We start from the raw sequence: 17,649 nt of genomic DNA on the forward strand, positions 1-17,649 counted from the left end.
CGTGCGATCCGACACGGTGCGCCGAACGTCGTACTGCCGGCTGTGCGCGTCGTCGTGCGGCGTGCTGCTCGACATCGAGGACGGACGCATCCGGGACGTGCTGGGCGATGCACAGCATCCGATCTCCGGTGGGTACACCTGTCCGAAAGGCCGCCGCGGGGCAGACCTCACCCATGGGTCCGGCCGACTGACCACGTCGATGCGGCGCACCGCCGACGGAAGGCACGAGCCGATCGCGGTACCCCTCGCGGTCGCCGACATCGCCGCGCGCCTCCGGCGGATCGTCGACGAGCACGGGCCCGACGCGGTCGCGCTGTTCTGTGGGACGCAACAGAACTTCGCCGCCCTCACCCCGCCGTCGGCGCGCGCATGGTTCCGCGGGACCGGCTCGCACAAGCTCTTCTCCACCATGACCATCGACCAGTCCGCCAAATGGGTTGTGGCCGAGCGGATGGGCACCTATCTCGGTGGGCGTCAGCGGTTCGCCGACGCCGATGTGTGGCTGCTGATCGGCACCAACCCCGTCGTGTCCGGCAACGGGGGTGACGGGGACGGCGCGGTCGTGCAGAACCCGGCGACCACCCTGCGGCGAGCACGTGAGCGCGGACTCACCCTCATCGTCGTGGATCCGCGACGCACGGAGACCGCCGCCCTCGCCGACATCCACCTCGCGCCCCGACCCGGCACGGACGCGGTGATGCTCGCCGGACTCCTCCACGTGATCCTGGCCGAGGGCCTCCACGATCCGGCCTTCTGCGGCCGTCACGCCGCAGGTCTGCCCGCCCTCCGAGCGGCGGTCGGTGGAGTCACTCCCGCTGTCGTGGAGCGGATCTGCGATGTCCCGGCGCAGGACGTGCGCGCCGCCGCACGTGCTTTCGGACGGGGAAGCCGGGGGATGGCCACCAGCGGGACCGGACTGTGTATGGGTCCGCACTCGAACGTCGCCGAGCATCTCGTCGCCACCCTGAACGTGGTGTGCGGACGGTACCTCCGCGAAGGAGAACGCGCAGATGATCGTGCCGTGCTGACCCGGCATCTGCCCGCTCGAGAGGAGGTTGCCGCACCGGCCAGGGCGTACGAACGAGGTTTTCGCAGCAGGGTCGGCGGTGTGCGTGCGATCCGCGGCGAGTTGCCTTCCGGCATCCTCGCCGACGAGATCCTCGAACCGGGCCCGGATCGTGTTCGCGCACTGGTCGTCTCGGGCGGGAACCCCGCGGCAGCCCTACCGGACCGTGCGAAGACGTTGCGCGCGTTGCGTTCCCTCGACCTGCTCGTGTGCATCGATCCCTTCATGTCGGACACCGCCCGCCTCGCGCACCACGTCATCGCCCCCACCACGATGTACGAACGCGCCGATCACACCGCGGTCATGGAGCCCTTCTTCCCGCGTCGCTTCGCACAATTCACGTCCCCGGTCGTCACACCGCCGGCCGGGGTCGTCGACGACTGGCGGTTCTTCTTCGACCTCGCGGCCGCCTCCGGGCAGCCCTTCAAGTTCGCCGGACGGATACTGGATCCCTCGTCCCCGCCCACGTCCACAGAGCTGTTGGCGATGATGACCGAGCGGGGGCGTCTGCCGTTCGACGAGCTGGTCTCGGCCGAGCACGGTCGGCTCGTCGGGGACAGCGGCACCGTCGTCGCGCCGCCGACCCCGGAGGCGGCCGGTCGGCGCCTCGAGTTGATGCCCGACGATGTCCGCGCCGAGCTCGAGGACGCGCTGCAGCCGTCGCCGGTCGCGGGCGACTTCCCGTTCCGGCTGGTGGTGCGGCGAATCCGGGAAGCCGTCAACTCCACCGGAATCCGGGTTCCCGGACTCGTCCCGGGCGGAGGGAATCCGGCACGTGTGCATCCCGACGACCTCGAACGGCTGGGGGTGGCCGACGGCGCACAGGTCGTCCTGCGGTCGGCTTCCGGTTCCCTGCGCGCCACCGCGCGCGCCGATCAGACCCTCGCGCGGGGTGCCGTCTCGATGACCCACTGCTTCGGCGGGGACGACGGTGACGCTGCCGGGGTCAATGTCAACAACCTGACCGGGACGCTCGATGGGGTGCAGACGATCAACGCCATGCCGACGCTGTCCGCCGTTCCCGTCGCGATCGTCCCGGCCACCGAGGAGGAGGGTTCATGACCGGCGGAGCACACTCGACGGTGACCGTCGGGCGACGGATCTGCCCGTTGTGCGAGTCGACCTGTGGGCTCGTCGTCGAACTCGCCGGTCGGAGTGTGACGGGGGTGGCGCCCAACCCCGACGATGCGCTCAGTGCCGGACACAGCTGCGCGAAAGGGCTCGGGCTGGGCCGTATCGAGAACGACCCGGACCGCATCCGCACCCCGCTCCTGCGGACGCCGTCCGGGGACTTCCGAGCAGTGGGCTGGGAGGAGGCGTTCGCCGAGATCGGCCGCAGGCTGCCGGAATTCGTCGCCGACGACCCGGGCAGCTGTGCGATCTACCACGGCAACCCCGCGGCCCATCACCTCGACGCCACCTTCTACCTCGGCGAACTGATCGCCGCCGTCGGGACCCGCAATGTCTACTCGCCGGCCAGCGTCGACACCTGGCCGAAGAATCTCGCCCACATGCTGCTCTACGGAACCGGCCTCGGACTGAGTCTGCCCGACCTCGACCGTACCGACCACCTGTTGATCCTGGGCTCGAATCCCATGGTGTCCAACGGGAGTACGGTCACCGCGCCGGGCATGCACGAGAGATTGCGCGCGTTGCGGGAGCGGGGTGGCACCCTCGTGGTCGTCGACCCGGTACGTACCCGGACGGCCGAGATGGCCGACATACACGTCCCGATTCTCCCGGGCACCGATGCACTCTTCCTGCTGGCGGTCCTGGCGGTGATCGCCGAGGAGGGGTTGGCCAGACCGGAGCGGATTCCCGAGGTCGTCGACGGCGTGGACGAGGCACTGACCATGGCCCGGGAGTTCTCACCCGAATCGGTGGCGGACGCCTGCGGAATCGATGCCGAGACCATCCGGGCGGTGGCCCGGGGGTTCGCGACGGCCCCGTCCGCCGTGGCGCATTCCCGGATCGGCACCTGCATGCAGGAGTTCGGCACACTGGCGAACTGGCTCGTGGAACTCCTGACGATCGTCACCGGCAACCTGGATCGTGCGGGCGGCGCGATGTTCTCGCTTCCTGCCGCGGGCGGACCGAACACGTGGCCGGTGACCCGTCCACCGAAGCTCATGTTCGATCGGTGGCGATCGCGTGTCCGTGGCCTCCCAGAAGCGTTGGGCGAGTTGCCCGCGGTGTGTTTCGCCGAGGAGATCCTCACCCCGGGGCCGGGGCGGACACGGGCGCTGGTCACCATCGCGGGGAACCCCGCGCGTTCGCTGCCGAACAGCGGTGCGGTCGAGGCCGCCCTCGCATCGCTGGAGTTCATGGTGTCGGTGGACTGCTACCTCAACGAGACCACCCGGCACGCCGACGTCATCCTGCCACCGCCGCCGCTGATGACCCGCGGACACCACGATGTGACGTTGTCGCACTTCCAGATCCGCAACGTCGCCCGCTACACCCCGCCGCTGCTCGCCCTCGGTGACGACGAACTCGCCGAATGGCAGATCATGCTCCGGCTGGCCGCCATCGCCCAGGGGACCCCGAACCGGACCGTGGCGGAGACGGACGACGCCGTCGCGGCGGTGGCGGTTCGCCGGGCGGCGAAACTGTCCGGACGCGACCCCGGCGTCGTCGAGTCGGCGGTCGCCGGACGGACGGGGCCCCAGCGTCTTCTCGACCTGCGCCTGCGTAGCGGGCCGTACGGTGACCGGTTCGACGACGATGGGGGAGGGCTGAGTCTGGCTCTCCTGGAATCGAATCCGGACGGGATCGACTTCGGTCCGCTGCAGCCGCGGCTGCCCGGTGTGCTGCGCACCCCGAATGGTCGGATCGACCTGATGCCCGAGTTGATCACCGCCGACCTGCCGCGCCTGCGGGCGGCGTCGATGGCCTCCCGGGGACTGGTGCTCATCAACCGCCGGCAGCGGCGCGGGATGAACTCGTGGTTGCACAATGCGCTCCCGCAGAACGACGACGGACAGTGCGCGTTGCTGACGAGCCCGCGCGACGCCGTCGAGCTCGGGGTCGTCGATGGAGACCTCGTCGCGGTGACCTCGTCGACGAGCACCGTGGTGGCGGAGATCCGCGTCGACGACGCGATGCGCCCGGGCGTGGTGAGCATGCCACATGGCTGGGGTCACCACGGTCCGGGCCTGCGGACCTCGCGCGCGGTGGCTGCCCCCGGCGCGAACTACAACGCATTGGTGACCGAGACCGGGCATCTCGACGTCCCCACCTCGTCGCCGGTCTTCAACGGCATACCGGTGACGGTCACCCTGATGAGCGAGGAGAAGCGCTGATGCCCTATGTGGTCACGCAGAACTGCTGCAACGACGCGACATGTGTCGCCGTCTGCCCGGTCGATTGTATCCACCCGACGCCCGCCGAACGCGAGTACACGCGGACCGAGATGCTCTACATCGACCCGGGGACGTGCATCGACTGCGGCGCCTGTGCCGACGTCTGTCCGGTCGATGCGATCGTGCCCGGCGACTCCACGGGGCCCGATGTGGATCGCTATCTCGAACTCAACGCCGACTACTTCCGGCGGAATCCACGAGACGCCCCCGCAGGTGCGCACGTGCAACCGGTCCCGGTGGCGATCGCGACCGCCGGGGTGACGGATCCGCCGCGGGTGCGGGTCGCGATCGTGGGGTCGGGTCCGTCGGCGTTCTACGCCGCCGAGGAACTGCTGGCGCGCCGGGACATCGACGCTGAGGTCACGATGTTCGAGCGGCTTCCGGTGGCCGGCGGGCTGGTCCGGTTCGGGGTCGCGCCCGATCACTGGCACACGAAAACCGTGGATCGCGTCTTCGGGCGCACCGCGAGGCGCGACGGGTTCACCTTGCATCTGGGTGTCGAGGTCGGCCGCGACGTGACACTCGACGAGGTGGCGGCCCATCACCACGCGGTCATCCACGCCTCGGGCGCCTCGGGGGACCGGCGGCTGGGGATCGCCGGCGAGGACCTCCCGGGCAGCCACTCCGCCCGCGAGTTCGTCGCCTGGTACAACGGGCATCCCGACCACGTCGATCGATCCTTCGACCTGTCGGGTGAGCGTGCCGTCGTCGTCGGCAACGGCAACGTCGCGCTGGACGTCGCACGGATACTGGTGTCCGATGTGGAGGCACTGCGGCGCACCGACATCGCCGGACACGCGCTGACCGCTCTGGCCGGCAGTGAGATCAGGGAAGTGGTGGTCCTCGGTCGGCGCGGGCCCGAGTACGCAGCCTGCACCACCCCGGAATTGATGGCACTCGGTTCGTTGCCCGGGGTCGACGTGATCGTCGACCCGCCGGTGTCGGCGGGTTCGGAGGCATCGGCGAAACTGCGCCTCCTGGAGGAGTATTCGCGACGAGTACCGGTGCCCGGGAACAAGCGGATCGTGCTGCGGTTCCAGGCGACGCCGCTGGAGGTCATCGGATCCGACCGCGTGCGCGGTCTGGCCACGAGCCACACCGCGTCCGGGGAGCGCACCGAGATCGACTGCGGCCTGGTGCTGCGCGCGGTCGGCTACCGCGGGCTCCCCATCGACGGCCTCCCCTTCGATCCGGTGTCGTCGACGGTCGTGAACGTCGGGGGTCGTGTGGTTGATCCGGCGACCGGTTCGCCGGCGCCGGGGCAGTATGTGGCGGGCTGGATCAAGCGCGGCGCGACCGGGGTGATCGGAACCAACCGGTGGTGTGCGGTCGAGACCGTGGGTTCCTTGCTCGATGATCTCCGCGGTGGACTGCTGCCCGGACCCGTCGGCAGCGGTGACGATCTGACCGCACTCGTGCGCGAGCGATGTCCGGAGGTGATGGACGGGGCCGACTGGCGGGCCATCGACAGGTGGGAACGCCAGGAGGGACGCGCGGCCGGGAGGCCACGGGTGAAAGTCGTCGATGCCGAGGCGGCGGTGAACATCGCCCGGACAGCCAGTCTGCCCGGTGTTCCGGGATGAGCGCGCCGGCCCGGCAGGTCCACACCTTCTGCCGCATCTGCGAGCCCGGGTGCGGGCTGCTGGCCACGGTCGACGCCGATCGCATCGTGGGATTGCAACCGGACCCGGATCATCCTGTACACCGCGGCTTCTCCTGCCACAAGGGACCGCACTACCTGGATGTCCATTCCGATCCGGATCGGGTCGATCACCCACTGCGACGAGTCGGGACCGGCGACCGCCGGGACGGCGACTTCGAGCGTGTGTCCTGGGACGAGGCGGTTCGCGACATCGCCGACCGGCTCGGCGCCATCCGAGACAGATACGGCCGCAATGCATTGGCGGTGTACCAGGGCAACCCATCGGCGTTCAACGGTCTCTACTATGCGAACGCGGCGCGGATCGCGCGGGGGTTCGACACGCGGATGAGGTTCAGCGCCGGGACCCAGGACACATCGGCCAAGTACGCGGCGAGCGAGGCCGTCTACGGCGCGTCGATGGCACACCCGATTCCGGACCTGCTGCACACCCACTACTTCCTGTGTCTCGGGAGCAATCCGCAGGTCTCCCACATGACGTTGATCCACATCTCGGATCCGATGGCCAAACTGCGCGCGATCGCCAAGCGCGGCGGGACAGTGCTGTTCGTCAATCCGCGCCGCATCGAGTCGTCGACGCCGGAGACCGGCGACGTGCTGCTGATCACCCCGGACACCGACTTCTACTTTCTCGCCGGGCTCCTGCACGAGATCGTGTTCCGGATCGGATTCGACCGTGGCGCAGTCGAACAGCATGCGCGGGGGATCGACGATCTGCTCGACTTCGTCTCGCGCTACCCGGTGGAGCGGGTCGCCGGGGTCACGGGGATCCCCGCCGAGACCATCGCCCGGGTCGCCGACGAGTTCTGCGCCGCACCGAGTGCGAGCATCTACATGGCCACCGGCGTCAACCAGGGGAGGCTGGGCACGCTCGCCTACTGGATGCTCACCATGGTCAGTCTGTTCTCCGGGAACCTCGGACGCCGCGGCGGCAACATCTACTCGCGAGGCGTCGCCGACGTCGTCCAGAACTCCCGGCGCCGGCGCGCGGACCCGTTCTTCTCCGGTCCGCTCGGGGAGATCCGCACCGTCGGAGGGGATCTCCCCGCCGCCATGCTGCCGGACTTCATCGAGCGCTCCGACGACCCGATCCGTGCCCTGATCGTGGTGTCGGGCAACCCACTTCTGTCGGTCGGCGGTGGAGACCGGTTGCGGCGTGCCCTGGAATCGCTGGAGTTGATCGTCACCGTGGACCTGTATCGCACCGTGACGGGCGAGATCGGGGACTACATCCTGCCTGCGACGGACTGGCTCGAGCGCGAAGACGTCAACTTCCTGAACACGATGGGGGTGGCGATGGAGCCCTACGTCCAATACACCCCCGCTGTCGTCGCGCCGGTGGGGCAACGGCGTGACGACTGGTGGATTCTCTCGCGCATCCAGCAGGAGATGGGTGTACCGAGCCTTCTCGACGACCCGGAGGCCGGCCCTCTCGCGGCGGTCGACGCCGTGCTGCGGGAAGCGGACCTGTCGGTCGAGACGCTCAAGGACAAACCATGTCAGACCGAGGTGCTTCCGGAAGCGGTGCCCAGCGATGTCTTCGACATCGCGGTGCAGCACGACGACGGCCTGATCGACTGCTGTCCCGATCTGTTCCGTCGGTCTTTCGACGATGCCGAACGGATCCTCGGGAGTCTCGTGGCGGAGCCGGACGACCAGCTCAAGCTGATCACCCGGCGTAACCACTTCATGGTGAACAGCTGGCTGCACAATCTCCCGGTTCTGAAACAGGGTGTCCATCAGGACAATCCGCTGTGGATGAACCCCGTCGACATGCGCCGACGTGATCTCGTGGACGGCGACGACGTCACCGTGCACAATCTCCATGGCGCTCTGCCGGCCGTGGTCGTCGGGGACGACACCCTGCGCGAGGGCGTGGTGGCGATGACCCATGGCTGGGGCCAGGACCGGGCGCGCGGTCTCGACGTGGCCCGACGCCATCCGGGGGTGAACGTCAACCAACTCGCGCCGTCCGGGGCGAAGGGGTACGACCCCCTCAGCAACCAATCGCATCTCACCGGGATCAACGTCGAGGTGATCCGCCGCTGATCGCGGTGCGGGGTTGCCAACATAACCGAATGCTTTTAGATTAGTCGGTGTGATCCGGGACACCTTCGATCGGTGCGGCCCGGGCCGCCCCGCGCGCCTGACCGAGTCGGCGACGTCCACACCCAAACAGGAGGCTGTACATGAGCGGAACCGTCGTCGACGCACTCGGATACTGGGCCCGCACGGTGCCGGACCAGGCCGCGATCGACTTCGCCGGCGATGTGGTCACCTACCGCGAACTCGACACCTGGGCAGACGGGGTCGCCCACGACCTGCGGTCTCGCGGCGTCGGAGTAGGCGACCGGGTGAGCTATGTCGGCGTGAACTCGCTGGAGTGGTGTGTCGCCGCCCTGGGCGCCATGAAGGTGGGTGCGATCTCGGCGCCGTTCAACCAACGCATGCTCGCCGGGGAACTGACGGTCCTCGTCGACGACTGCGACCCCGCGGTCGTGTTCTGCGACGCGGACCTGCGCTCTCGTGTGGAGGAGGTGCGCAGCACCCGCGACACGTTCGTCATCGCGGAGTTCGAGGCCGATGTGCGACCGCTGCGCGGCGTCGCGCACCCGGCGTATCGCAGCCCGGTGGTCGAGTTGTCGGACCCCACGGCGATCGTGTTCACCAGCGGGACAACGGGTAAGCCGAAGGGGGTCGTGTTCACGCACGCGACGATCGCCGGGGAGATGCACGAATGGTCACTGATGGAACCGATCCAGCAGAACGGCCTGCGCCCCTTGCTCGTCCTCCCGCTGTTCACGGCCGCGGGCATCATCTGGGGGATCTCACGCACCGTCTTGCACGGCGGGACGTTGCTCCTGCAACCCGGATTCGATCCGGAGTCCGCGCTGCGGGTCCTGATCGGGAGCCGGGCAACGACTCTCACCGGCCCACCGATCCTCTTCGAGCAGATCTCCCGGGTGGCGGGCTTCGCCGATGCCGATCTGGCCCACCTGACCACCGCGCACGTGGGCGGCGCGCGTGTGCCGTCCGCGCTGGTGGGTGTCTGGCTGGACCGCGGTGTCCAATTGCGGCAGATCTACGGGCAGACGGAGATCGGTGGATCGGCCTCGGCGATGCCCCGTGCGGAGGCGGCCGAGCATCCCGACAAATGCGGATTCGGCGGCATCTTCACCAAGATCCGTGTCGTCGACGCCGACGGGAACGACTGCGCCCCGAACTCCGTCGGGCAGATCCTGTTGCGGGGTCCGGGCATGATGCCGGGGTATTGGCGTAATGAGGACGCGACCCGCGCGGCACTGATCGACGGTTGGCTGCACACCGGCGACCTCGGCACACTCGACGAGAACGGCTATCTGACTTTCGTGGATCGTCTGAAGGACATGATCATCTCCGGCGGTCTGAACATCTCCCCGGTGGAGATCGAACAGGTGATCAACCGGATCCCCGGAGTCGAGGAGGTGGCGGTGATCAGCGTTCCCGACGACAAGTTCGGCGAGACACCCGCGGCGGTGGTCAAAAAGGTCGAGGGCCTCACCGAGGTCGACATCGTCGAATTCTGCAACCGCAACCTCGCGGACTACAAGGTGCCACGGTACGTGGTCTTCGTCGACGAGGGTCTCCCGCGAATGCCCAGCGGAAAGATCTCCAAGCGGCTGCTCCGGGATACGTACTCCGATGTCCCGCAGACCTATCCGAAGGTCAGGTGAGGTCGTGGATCGCGCGGAACGGGTCGCGGTCGTCACCGGGGGCGGGCGGGGCATCGGCGCCGCGATCTCGCGACGACTGGCTGCGGAAGGGCATGCGGTTGCGGTCAACTACGCCTCCGGCGCGGCGGCGGCCCTAGAGGTGGCGGGTGAGATCGTCGCGGCCGGCGGACGCGCGGTCGCCATCCGTGCCGACGTCTCGGATGCCGCTCAGGCGGAGAAGCTGATCGCCGAGGCGGCACGGGTGCTCGGCCCGCCGACCGTGCTCATCAACAACGCGGGGATGAATCTCGCAGCGTCGGCGCGCAAGCAGTCTCCACACGAGTGGGACCGGGTCATCGGCGTCAATCTCAGCGGCGCCTTCTACTGTGCGCACGCGGCTCTGCCTGCCATGTACGACGCCGGGTGGGGTCGGGTCGTCTTCCTGAGCAGTCCGTCCGGCGGGCGGCGACCGTCGCCGGGGATGAGCGCCTACTCGGCCGCCAAGGCCGGCCTCGTGGGGATGACCCGTTCGCTGGCGCAGGAGGTCGCCCGCCGCGGCATCACCGTGAATGCCGTCATGCCGGGGTTCGTCGAGACCGACATCATCGCCTCGGGCGGCGAGAACGCGGCGGCGAACCTGGCCGCGCACTGGCCACGTGTACCCGCCGAGTCCATCGCTGCGACAATCTCCTTCCTGGTCGGAGAGGACGGCCGGCACGTCTCGGGCGAGGAGGTCGGAGTCTGGCTCGGCGGGCCCGTGGGGGTCTGACCGCAGTCGGCTACCGCCGGTGCTGCGCGGCCGCGGCGTCGGCTTCCGCGCGGTAGTTTCGCGGCCACGCCTTGCCCAGGGTGAGGCCGCCGTCGACGATCATGTTCTGTCCGGTGATGAAGGAGGCGTCGTCGGAGACGAGATAGCCGATGGCACCGGCGATGTCGTCTCCCTCACCCGCCCGGGGGACGGGTTGGAACGATGCGAGCCCCCGGCGTACGGTCTCGATGCTGGCGTCCAGGTCGTCACCGTCCAATCCCGCACCGCTACCGACGATCCGGGTGGCGACGCCACCCGGGGTCACCGCGTTGACGCGGATACCGAACTCGGCCAGTTCGCGCGCCGCGCTGCGGGTCAGCGCGAGAACCGCGGCCTTCGCGGCGCCGTACGGGTGGGGGCCGAACCCCGTACGCAACCCGGCCACCGACGAGACGTTCACGATGGTGCCGAATCCTTGGTCGCGCATGACACGCGAGGCATGTTTGGTGCCGAAGAACGCGCTGCGTGCGAGCACGGCGAACGCCGAATCCCAGTCCTCGGCGGACGTGTCGGCGATGTAGGTCCAGTTTCCGACCCGGCCGGCGTTGTTGATCATCGCGTCCAGACGGCCGAAGCGGGTGGTGGCCTCCTGAACCGCTGCAGCGACATCGTCTTCGTCGGTCACGTCGGCGTGGATGTGGACCGCGCGGTCGCCGAGAGCGGCCGCAACGGTCACGGCGCGCTCGTCATCGATGTCGGCCACCACCACTCGCGCGCCTCTGGCTGCCAGCAGGCCGCAGGTGGCTGCGCCGATCCCGCTGGCGCCGCCGGTCACCACGGCGACCTTTCCGTCGAGTCCGTTCATGGCGTTGGCCCTTTCCGCGAGTGCTCCGTGGTCTTCGATCTTGAGGAATTAATCTAAAGACATTAGCCTGAATTCGAGACGCGCACCACGGAATCGGGCGCGCCGCGAACGCGAGGAGAATGCCGCATGCCGGATGCGATCGTGACCGAGAGGCCCCGCCCGGGCGTTCTGCTGATTCGGCTCGACCGGCCGGACGCGTTGAACGCGATGAATGCTCGGTTGGTCGAGTCCTTGCACGAGGTGCTTGCGGAGGTGCGCCACGACTCCGAGACGCGCGCGATCGTGCTCACCGGAAACGGCCGGGCCTTTTGCGCCGGGATCGATCTGCGCGGTTATGGCGAACCACCCGGCGCGCGAGAAGGCGAGGGACGGGCGCAGGCCGGCATGCGGGTGCAACAACACATCGCCTCACTGATGGAGGCGTTCCGTGGGGCTCGGCCACCGGTGATCGCTGCTGTCAACGGGGCCGCCGCCGGCGGAGGGATGGCCCTGGCGCTGATGGCCGACGTCCGGATCATGTCCGACACGGCATCCATGCATGCCTCGTTCATCAACCGCGGGCAGTCGAGTTGCGACATCGGGGTGAGCTGGTTGCTGCCCAGGATGATCGGGTTCGCCCGGGCCGCCGAGATCATGCTCACCGGGCGACCGGTGGACGCCGCCGAATGCGAGCGTGTGGGCATCGTCTCGAGATCGGTTCCGTCCGAACAGATCGTGGACGAAGCCATCGGCATCGCGGAGAACGTCGCGCGGAACAGTCCATTCGGGGTGTGGATGACCAAGGAAGTGATGTGGTCGAATCTCGAGGTCCCGAGTCTCCGCGCGGCGATGGACCTGGAGAACCGGACGCAGATCCTGGCGGCGATGACCAGAGACCATCGCGAGGCGGTCCTGTCATTTCTCGAGAAGCGGCCTGCGGTCTACCGGAATCACTGAGCAGTCATCCCTGCCGGAATCACTGGGCGTCAACGGTATCGGCGAGAAGTAGCAGAGAGGCAGTGGTGGCATGAAGGTCGGTGTGATGGCCGGGTACTGGGGAGCGGGACCGCCGCGGCGGATCGAGCAGACGCTCGCCGAGGCCGAGGCGCTCGGCGTGGACAGCTTCTGGACCGCGGAATCGTATGGGTCCGACGCCTTGACGCCACTTGCGTGGTGGGGCTCGCGGACGTCGACCATCGCGCTCGGCACCTCGGTGTGCCAGATGGCCGCACGCACTCCCACCGCGCTGGCGATGGCCGCGCAGACGATCGATCATCTCAGCGGGGGTCGCCTCATCCTCGGCATCGGGGCGTCGGGCCCCCAGGTCGTCGAAGGTTGGTACGGCACCCCCTATCCACGCCCGCTGGAGCGCACTCGTGAGTACGTGTCGATCATGCGTGCGGTGTGGGCGCGGGATGAACCGGTCACGTTCGACGGCAGGCACTTTCAACTGCCGTTGGACGGGGGCACCGGGTTGGGGAAACCGTTGAAGTCGATCGTGCACCCGCTTCGCGCCGACATCCCGGTGTACATGGGTGCCGAGGGACCGAAGAACGTGGCCCTCGCTGCGGAGATCGCCGACGGCTGGACACCGCTGTGGTTCTCGCCGAAGACCGACGGGTTCTACCGTGCCGCGCTGGCGGACGGGTTCGCCCGCGAGACCGCGCGCCGGACGGCCGACGACTTCGAGATCGCCAACGTGTGCTGGCTCGCGGAGGACGACGATGTCGAACGGGCGGCCGCGCGGTTGAAGCCCGTGGTCGCGCTCTATGCCGGCGGGATGGGCGCCAAAGGGGCGAACTTCCACAACGACGTCTTCGTTCGCATGGGATGGGGAGAGGTGTGTGCCGAGATCCAATCGCTCTATCTGGCCGGCCGCTCCGATCTCGCCGCCCAGGCGGTGCCCACCGCCATGGTCGAGGACGTCGCACTGGTGGGGCCGGTCGACAAGATCTGCGAGGACATCGTGACCAGGTGGAAACCGACGTGTCTGACGACGTTGATCCTGGGCGGTTGGCCGCGGCGCGAAGAATCGAGGAACCGGATTCTCGAGGCCGTCCGGGCCTGAGGCCGGTCCAGTCGCTGCCCCTGATCCGGTTGCATCACAATGCAACTGCTTCGTGAGGTGCGATGACGAAAAACCACGAACCAGCTGCTGCCTCATCCGAAAGAAGCGACACCCCCTTCTGCTCCCTAATCCGAAAGAAGCGCCCCCGCTGGTCCCTGAGGTGCGAGGAGCGATGGCGACGAGCCACGAAGGGCCTGGTGAGACGAGTTGCGAGCCCCTTCGTGACGCATTCTCCGCAAGCTCCGGGCGCTCCTCAGGGAGCACGGGGGGTCGCTCCTCGCCTCAGGACCGCTGGGGTCGATTCTTTCGGATCGGGGACCAATGGGGGTCGCTGCTTTCGGATCGGGGAGCGACGGCCGCGATTTTCCCGGTCTGGCACAAAACAAATGCCTTTAGGTTAATGTTCGCAGGGTCACTGTCCTTTTCGGGTGCAATGCCCGGTACCGAAGGCGAAGGATCTCATGAGTCAGACCACATCATCGGCGAGCCGGGACAACTCCCCGGCGGCGCCACCCACCACGCCCGAGATGTCGAAGAAGGCCGGCCGGGCTGCGTTCGTCGGGACACTCTTGGAGTACTACGATTTCAGCCTCTACGCGTCCGCGGCCTCCGTGGTGTTCGCGAGTGTGTTCTTCTCCGGGTCGAGTCCGCTCCTCGGCACCTTGCAGGCGGTGGGGACGTTCGCCATCGGTTTCGTCGTGCGCCCCGTCGGTGGTGTCATCCTGGGCAGCCTCGGAGATCGATACGGCCGCAAGCGCATCCTGGTCCTCACACTCGTCCTGATGGGCGCGGCGACCATGCTGGTCGGTGTGCTGCCCAGTCACGGCCAGATCGGCTGGCTCGCTCCGTTGATGCTGGTGATGCTGCGGGTCGTCCAAGGTATCGGGGCCAGCGCCGAGTACGGCGGCGCGACCCTTGTCGCCGTCGAATTCGCGCCGCACCGCAAGCGCGGCCTGCTCGGGTCGCTGCCCGGTATGGGCGCGGCGCTCGGCGGTGTCCTGGGAACGAGTGCGCTCCTGCTCTGCTCGACGGTCATGTCCGAGGACGTGTTCATGAGCTGGGGTTGGCGTATTCCGTTCCTGTGCAGCGGTTTCATCCTCGCGTACGGGTTGTGGTTGCGCCGATCGCTGCCCGAGACGCCGGAGTTCCATCGGATCGAGGACACCGGCGGCCCGGCGCGGACCCCGGTCCGTGACGTCATCAACCAGCAGCCGATGGCGTTGCTCGTGGTGATGGTGATGGCCATCGGGATGACCGGTATCGGCTACTTCTACCTCGTGTTCATGGGCACCTTCGGTGCCAATCAGCTCGGGCTGGGCAGTAGCGACATCCTGATCGGTCTGATCGCCGCCCAGGTGGCGAACGCGCTGTTGATCCCGGTGTTCGGCGGACTGTCCGATCGCGTGGGACGGCGGGTCATCATCATGGGCGGGTTCGTCTACAGCGCGGTGTTCGCCTGGCCCGCATTCTGGTTGCTCTCCGAATACGGGTCCTCGGCGATGTTCTGGCTCGTTCTCGCCCTGGGCAACGGGCTGGGCGTGGGCATGGTCTTCGGGCCGATGGGTGCCTATGTGACCGAGTTGTTCCGGTCCCGGCATGTGTTCAGCGGACTGGGGCTCGGCCGGGAAGCCGGAAACGCGCTCGGCGCCGCGATCGTGCCGCTCGTCGCGGTGCCGCTCGCCTTCGACGACACGACCGTGTGGCTCAGTGTGTTGCTCTGCGCCATAGCCCTTCTCGGCCTGGCGGCGGCCTGGTTGTCGCGGGTGGGTCCGGAGGTGGGCGCCGACGCGGCCCTCACATCCGGAGATCCTGGTCGAGGAACTCGATGAGTCCCTCGCTGAGGACGTCGTTGTCGTCGCCGCTGACCATGTGTCCGGCGCCGCCGACATCGATCTGACGGGCGGTCGGGATCAACCGGAGGAGGTCGCGTGCGTTCTCCGGGCTGACCACGTCGGACTGCGCACCCCGGATCAGCAGCGTGGGTACGGTGATCGCCCGCGCTGCTGTCCGCGCCTGCTCCTCGCGAACGCCGGCCTGCTCGGGGCTGTTGGACCGGTCCGCCATCATCCGCGGGTCCCAGTGCCAGTACCACCGCCCGTCGCGTCGTCGCAGATTCTTGCGCAGCCCGTCCGGTCGCGGGGGCCGGCGGCGGTGCGGGTTGTAGGCCGCCACCGCCGCGGCGGCGTCGTCGAGCGAGTCGAAGCCCGCCAGGCCGTCCCGCATGAAGGTCGAGATCTTCTCCAGTCCCGCCGGTTCGGCGCTGGGTGTGATGTCGACCAGGACGAGGCCGCGGGCGAGCGTCGGGTCGGCTCCCTGCGCGATCAGCGAGGCCATCCCCCCGAGGGAGGCGCCGATGAGGACCGGGCGGGTCTCCATGGCCGCGACCACCGCTGCCAGGTCCCGGGCGTGCGCGGCGATCGAGTAGTCACCGTCCGCCGCCCAGTCGCTGTCCCCGTGGCCCCGGGCGTCGATCGTCATCGCGGTCCAGCCGTGTTCGGCGAGCCGTTGTCCGGTGCGCTGCCACGAATGCCGCGTCTGGCCGCCACCGTGCATGAGGAGCGCGGTCCCCGCCGCAGGCAGCTCGCGTGGATCCCAGCGATCAGCCGCCAGGGTGACACCGTCCCCCCGCAGGCGGATGGCGCTTGTGGTGTCGGACATGGACGTTCCCTCCGTCGATGATGCACGCATCAAACTAACGGTATAAGTTTTATTGACAAACGACAACGGAAGGGGCTCCAGGGGTGAACCGTCCCGAAGGCACCGCGGCGTCGAACCGCTGGGCGGTCGCGGCCCTCTGCTTCGCCGTGACGACGATGTCCGTCCTGCAAGCCGCGGTCGTTCCGGTGATCCCGACGATGTCGACGCAACTGGGGGTCGGACCCGCCGAGATCGGATGGGTCCTGACCGCCAACCTGCTCTCGGCGGCGATCTGTACGCCGGTGCTCAGCAAGCTCGCGGACCGCCGCGGGGGACGACGCGTCCTGATCGCCATCCTCGTCGTGGTCGTCCTCGGTTCCGTCCTGTGCGTAGTGGCCGCGAACCTGCCGCTGCTCGTGATCGGGCGTGTACTGCAGGGCTCCGCGTTCGCCATCTTCCCGATCGGCGTCGCGGTGCTCCGCGAGACCTCCGACCACCGCAGGCTCGCGCACGCCATCGGGCTGATGTCGGGGATGATGGCGGGCGGCGCGGGGCTGGGGATGGTGGCCGCCGGCGTGCTGGTCGCGGGCGACGGACCCTACCAGCGGGTCTTCTGGATGTTGCTGACGCTGAGCGTCCTCTCGCTCGGCTGGGTGTCCGTTGCGGTCCCCGCGACGCCGGGCGCGGCAGTGCCGGGCCCGGGGGCCGACGTGGCCGGTGTGCTCCTGCTCGCGATCGGCCTCTGTGCGGTGTTGCTGGCACTCGCCGAAGGCCCGCGCCGATCGGCCGGGCTCGCCGTCGGAGTGGGTCTCGGAGGCGTGGCGTGCCTCGGGCTCTGGTGTCTCCACGAGCGCCGGGCGGGTGCGCCCCTGGTGCCGCCCAGGGCGCTGGCCGGACGGCGGGTGACTCCCGCGCACATCGCCGCGGCGCTCGTGGGAGCGGCGATGTACTTTCAGTTCCTCGGTATCGCGCAGTTCGTCCAGGCAGAACCGGATGTCGCCGGTTACGGTTTCGGGGCGAGTGTGCTGGCGGCGAGTATGGTGTTCCTGCTCCCCGGCGCCGGCGCCGGGTTCGTCGCCGCCGCGGTGAGTGGGCGACTCATCCACCGGTTTCGCGGAGACCGGGTCCTCGCGGCGATGTGCGTGATCGGTGTGATCGCGTTCGTGCTCCTCGTCCTCGCCCGCGACCGGCCGTGGCAGCTGATCGTCGCGGCCGTCGTGGTCAATGTCTTCGTCAGTGGCTCCTACGCGGCACTGCCGTCCTTGTTGACCGACGCGGTACCGGCGGCGGACACGGCGGTTGCCAACGGTGTGAACGCGATCGCGCGGATCGTCGGCAGCTCGATCGCGAGTGCGACGGTGGCCTCCCTCTTCGCGACCCTCACGGTCACGGGCGGAGCCCACCCGTCGGAGACGGCGTACGGCCTGGTCTTCGCACTCGGTGGCGCCGCCGCCGGAGCCGCAGGCGTCGTCGGTCTGATGTGTCGGCCAGGACGGCAGGGTGCCGAGACCGCGGCCACCGCTGCGATACATCGGACAGAAGATGTCAGCTGTTGACCTAATGGTGTTCGGT

General features: G+C 68.6%; 12 protein-coding genes. 10 read left to right on the forward strand and 2 right to left on the reverse strand.

What is annotated here, in order from left to right:
- Window position 1 precedes the first annotated feature (1 nt).
- From ABIC25_RS18770 to ABIC25_RS18795, 6 genes are all read left to right on the forward strand, one after another.
- On the forward strand, window positions 2–2,128 hold the full coding sequence (locus ABIC25_RS18770; RefSeq protein ID WP_354562729.1) for a molybdopterin-containing oxidoreductase family protein: 2,127 nt from the start codon (window positions 2–4) through the stop codon (window positions 2,126–2,128).
- The gene (locus ABIC25_RS18775; RefSeq protein WP_239399531.1) at window positions 2,125–4,368 is read left to right on the forward strand and encodes a molybdopterin-dependent oxidoreductase; all 2,244 of its coding nucleotides are present in this window, start codon (window positions 2,125–2,127) and stop codon (window positions 4,366–4,368) included. The genes ABIC25_RS18770 and ABIC25_RS18775 overlap by 4 nt, the downstream gene beginning before the upstream one ends.
- A complete protein-coding gene (locus tag ABIC25_RS18780) occupies window positions 4,368–6,011 on the forward strand; it encodes an FAD-dependent oxidoreductase (protein WP_354562650.1) in 1,644 nt (547 codons plus the stop codon). Before ABIC25_RS18775 ends, ABIC25_RS18780 begins: the two co-directional genes overlap by 1 nt.
- Window positions 6,008–8,137: a molybdopterin-containing oxidoreductase family protein gene (locus ABIC25_RS18785; RefSeq protein WP_354562652.1), complete on the forward strand. Its 2,130-nt coding sequence runs from the start codon at window positions 6,008–6,010 to the stop codon at window positions 8,135–8,137. Before ABIC25_RS18780 ends, ABIC25_RS18785 begins: the two co-directional genes overlap by 4 nt.
- Window positions 8,138–8,277: 140 nt before the next feature.
- Window positions 8,278–9,801, forward strand: coding sequence for a class I adenylate-forming enzyme family protein (locus tag ABIC25_RS18790; protein ID WP_354562653.1), 1,524 nt, complete (start codon window positions 8,278–8,280; stop codon window positions 9,799–9,801).
- Window positions 9,770–10,549, forward strand: a complete 780-nt coding sequence (locus ABIC25_RS18795) for an SDR family oxidoreductase (protein ID WP_502916474.1) — start codon at window positions 9,770–9,772, stop codon at window positions 10,547–10,549. Before ABIC25_RS18790 ends, ABIC25_RS18795 begins: the two co-directional genes overlap by 32 nt.
- A 10-nt stretch (window positions 10,550–10,559) precedes the next feature.
- Here ABIC25_RS18795 and ABIC25_RS18800 read toward each other — a convergent pair whose 3' ends face one another.
- Entirely contained in the window at window positions 10,560–11,393 is an 834-nt protein-coding gene (locus ABIC25_RS18800) for a glucose 1-dehydrogenase (protein ID WP_354562657.1), read from the reverse strand.
- 126 nt (window positions 11,394–11,519) lie between these two features.
- Here ABIC25_RS18800 and ABIC25_RS18805 point away from each other — a divergent pair, with 126 nt between their 5' ends.
- The 3 genes from ABIC25_RS18805 to ABIC25_RS18815 all read left to right on the forward strand — a co-directional run bounded on the left by ABIC25_RS18805 (window position 11,520) and on the right by ABIC25_RS18815 (window position 15,269).
- Window positions 11,520–12,329, forward strand: coding sequence for an enoyl-CoA hydratase-related protein (locus tag ABIC25_RS18805; protein ID WP_064569420.1), 810 nt, complete (start codon window positions 11,520–11,522; stop codon window positions 12,327–12,329).
- Window positions 12,330–12,399: 70 nt separating this feature from the next.
- On the forward strand, window positions 12,400–13,440 hold the full coding sequence (locus tag ABIC25_RS18810) for an LLM class F420-dependent oxidoreductase (RefSeq protein WP_004019468.1): 1,041 nt from the start codon (window positions 12,400–12,402) through the stop codon (window positions 13,438–13,440).
- 461 nt (window positions 13,441–13,901) lie between these two features.
- Window positions 13,902–15,269, forward strand: coding sequence for an MFS transporter (locus ABIC25_RS18815; protein ID WP_354562659.1), 1,368 nt, complete (start codon window positions 13,902–13,904; stop codon window positions 15,267–15,269).
- Here ABIC25_RS18815 and ABIC25_RS18820 read toward each other — a convergent pair.
- Window positions 15,235–16,098, reverse strand: a complete 864-nt coding sequence (locus ABIC25_RS18820) for an alpha/beta fold hydrolase (RefSeq protein WP_239399517.1) — start codon at window positions 16,096–16,098, stop codon at window positions 15,235–15,237. The genes ABIC25_RS18815 and ABIC25_RS18820 overlap by 35 nt on opposite strands.
- Before the next feature lie 83 nt (window positions 16,099–16,181).
- On the opposite strand from ABIC25_RS18820, the gene ABIC25_RS18825 reads away from it, so the two are divergent.
- Complete coding sequence (locus ABIC25_RS18825) at window positions 16,182–17,633, forward strand: MFS transporter (RefSeq protein ID WP_354562661.1); 1,452 nt, start codon at window positions 16,182–16,184, stop codon at window positions 17,631–17,633.
- Window positions 17,634–17,649 lie beyond the last annotated feature (16 nt).

Origin of the sequence: Gordonia sp. PvP123 (genome assembly GCF_040547295.1) — a bacterium.
GTDB classification, from domain to species: domain Bacteria; phylum Actinomycetota; class Actinomycetes; order Mycobacteriales; family Mycobacteriaceae; genus Gordonia; species Gordonia terrae.